General features: G+C 55.6%; 1 rRNA gene. It reads left to right on the forward strand.

Annotated features, from left to right (window positions below):
- Positions 1-213 precede the first annotated feature (213 nt).
- Positions 214-3340, forward strand: a 23S ribosomal RNA gene (locus IEY20_RS16870).
- Positions 3341-3435 lie beyond the last annotated feature (95 nt).

The raw sequence follows: 3435 nt of genomic DNA on the forward strand, positions 1-3435 counted from the left end.
GGGGTGGGCCGTGACTGGGGTTCCTGTGATGGGGGTTCTGGTCGGGTTCTTCGGTGGGCTGCATGAAGCTGACACGGTTCGTGTTGGGGGAGTGTGGTGCCGATCGTATGTTGAGAACTACACAGTGGACGCGAGCATCTTAGATCGCTCGTGACGATGACGAAGCTTTCGGGCTTGGTTGTTGTTCGAGTCGATCGCAATTTTAATCTTTGTGGTCAAGTTTCTAAGAGCAAACGGTGGATGCCTTGGCATCTGGAGCCGAAGAAGGACGTAGAAATCTGCGATAAGCCTCGGGGAGCTGATAATCGAGCTGTGAGCCGAGGATTTCCGAATGGGGAAACCCCGCCAGGCGACTTGTCGACCTGGTGACTCCCGCCTGAATATATAGGGCGGGTAGAGGGAACGTGGGGAAGTGAAACATCTCAGTACCCACAGGAAGAGAAAACAACATGTGATTCCGTGAGTAGTGGCGAGCGAAAGCGGATGAGGCTAAACCGATCATGTGTGATAGCCGGCGGGCGTTGCATGGTCGGGGTTGTGGGACACGTCGCTCAGTTCTGCCGGACTGGGACGGTTACAGCGCATCATAGTCGAACCGGTTTGAAAGCCGGGCCGTAGTGGGTGTCAGCCCCGTAGACGAAATGGTGTTATGGCCGGATGTGTATCCCAAGTAGCACGGGGCCCGAGAAATCCCGTGTGAATCTGTCAGGACCACCTGATAAGCCTAAATACTCCCAGATGACCGATAGCGGACAAGTACCGTGAGGGAAAGGTGAAAAGTACCCCGGGAGGGGAGTGAAATAGTACCTGAAACCGTTTGCTTACAAACCGTCGGAGCCTCCTTGTAGGGGTGACGGCGTGCCTTTTGAAGAATGAGCCTGCGAGTTAGTGATATGTGGCGAGGTTAACCCGTGTGGGGTAGCCGTAGCGAAAGCGAGTCTGAATAGGGCGAGTGAGTCGCATGTCCTAGACCCGAAGCGAAGTGATCTATCCATGGCCAGGTTGAAGCGACGGTAAGACGTCGTGGAGGACCGAACCCACTTCAGTTGAAAATGGAGGGGATGAGCTGTGGATAGGGGTGAAAGGCCAATCAAACTTCGTGATAGCTGGTTCTCTCCGAAATGCATTTAGGTGCAGCGTTGCGTGTTTCTCGCCGGAGGTAGAGCTACTGGATGGCCGATGGGCCTCAACAGGTTACTGACGTCAGCCAAACTCCGAATGCCGGTGAGTGAGAGCGCAGCAGTGAGACGGTGGGGGATAAGCTTCATCGTCGAGAGGGAAACAACCCAGACTACCAACTAAGGCCCCTAAGCGTGTGCTAAGTGGGAAAGGATGTGGAGTTGCACAGACAACCAGGAGGTTGGCTTAGAAGCAGCCACCCTTGAAAGAGTGCGTAATAGCTCACTGGTCAAGTGATTCCGCGCCGACAATGTAACGGGGCTCAAGCACACCGCCGAAGTTGTAGATTTCGCACACTCGATAAGCCTTCGTGGTTCAGTCGTGCGGAGTGGTAGGAGAGCGTCGTGTGGCGAGTGAAGCGGCGGAGTAATCCAGCCGTGGACGCCACACGAGTGAGAATGCAGGCATGAGTAGCGAAAGACGGGTGAGAAACCCGTCCTCCGAAAGACCAAGGGTTCCAGGGCCAGGTTAATCCGCCCTGGGTAAGTCGGGACCTAAGGCGAGGCCGACAGGCGTAGTCGATGGACAACGGGTTGATATTCCCGTACCGGCGAACAACCGCCCAAGCTAATCCAGTGGTGCTAAGAGTCCTAACCCGGACCAGCGGATCCCTTCGGGGTGATGCGGGCCGGTCTAACGCTCGACCCCATGCTGGTGCGGCTAGCGTATGAACAGGTGTGACGCAGGAAGGTAGCTGAGCCAGGCGATGGTATCCGTAAGGTGAACCTGGTGTAAGGATGTAGGGCTGACGATAGGCAAATCCGTCGTCTGTGTGCCTGAGATCCGACGCGTACCCGTGAGGGGAAATCAGTGATCCTATGCTGCCGAGAAAAGCATCGACGCGAGGTTGCAGCCGCCCGTACCCGAAACCGACTCAGGTGGTCAGGTAGAGAATACCAAGGAGATCGAGAGAATCGTGGTTAAGGAACTCGGCAAAATGCCCCCGTAACTTCGGGAGAAGGGGGGCCGGAACCGTGACCGGACTTGCTCCGTGAGCGGTGAAGGCCGCAGAGACCAGTGGGAAGCGACTGTTTACTAAAAACACAGGTCCGTGCGAAGTCGCAAGACGATGTATACGGACTGACGCCTGCCCGGTGCTGGAAGGTTAAGAGGAAGGGTTAGCCTTTGGGCGAAGCTCCGAATTTAAGCCCCAGTAAACGGCGGTGGTAACTATAACCATCCTAAGGTAGCGAAATTCCTTGTCGGGTAAGTTCCGACCTGCACGAATGGCGTAACGACTTCCCAGCTGTCTCAACCGCGAACTCGGCGAAATTGCACTACGAGTAAAGATGCTCGTTACGCGCAGCAGGACGGAAAGACCCCGTGACCTTTACTACAGCTTGGTATTGGTGTTCGGTGTGGCTTGTGTAGGATAGGTGGGAGACTGTGAAGCGGGCACGCTAGTGTTCGTGGAGTCGTTGTTGAAATACCACTCTGGTCACTCTGGATGTCTAACGTAGGACCCTGATCGGGTTCATGGACAGTGCCTGGTGGGTAGTTTAACTGGGGCGGTTGCCTCCCAAAGAGTAACGGAGGCGCCCAAAGGTTCCCTCAACCTGGTTGGCAATCAGGTGGCGAGTGTAAGTGCACAAGGGAGCTTGACTGTGAGACTGACAGGTCGAGCAGGGACGAAAGTCGGGACTAGTGATCCGGCAGTGGCTTGTGGAAGCGCTGTCGCTCAACGGATAAAAGGTACCTCGGGGATAACAGGCTGATCTTGCCCAAGAGTCCATATCGACGGCATGGTTTGGCACCTCGATGTCGGCTCGTCGCATCCTGGGGCTGGAGTAGGTCCCAAGGGTTGGGCTGTTCGCCCATTAAAGCGGTACGCGAGCTGGGTTTAGAACGTCGTGAGACAGTTCGGTCCCTATCCGCTGCGCGCGTTGGAAATTTGAGAAGATCTATCCCTAGTACGAGAGGACCGGGATGGACGAACCTCTGGTGTGTCAGTTGTTCTGCCAAGGGCACCGCTGATTAGCTACGTTCGGACCGGATAACCGCTGAAAGCATCTAAGCGGGAAGCCGTCTTCGAGATGAGATTTCCATGCACCTTGAGTGTGAGAGGCTCCCAGCAGACTACTGGGTTGATAGGCCGGATGTGGAAGCGGGGACTAACGACCCGTGGAGCTGACCGGTACTAATAAGCCGAAGACTTGACAACACACTGATTTCCGTGGCCTTCGTGTCACGGGCTCGCGTCCACTTTGTGGTTCCCGACAGACGATCGGGAACGAAACTGAATACTTCAGCGAGATC

The sequence above is a fragment of the Curtobacterium luteum genome (assembly GCF_014646995.1).
Lineage (GTDB): Bacteria > Actinomycetota > Actinomycetes > Actinomycetales > Microbacteriaceae > Curtobacterium > Curtobacterium luteum.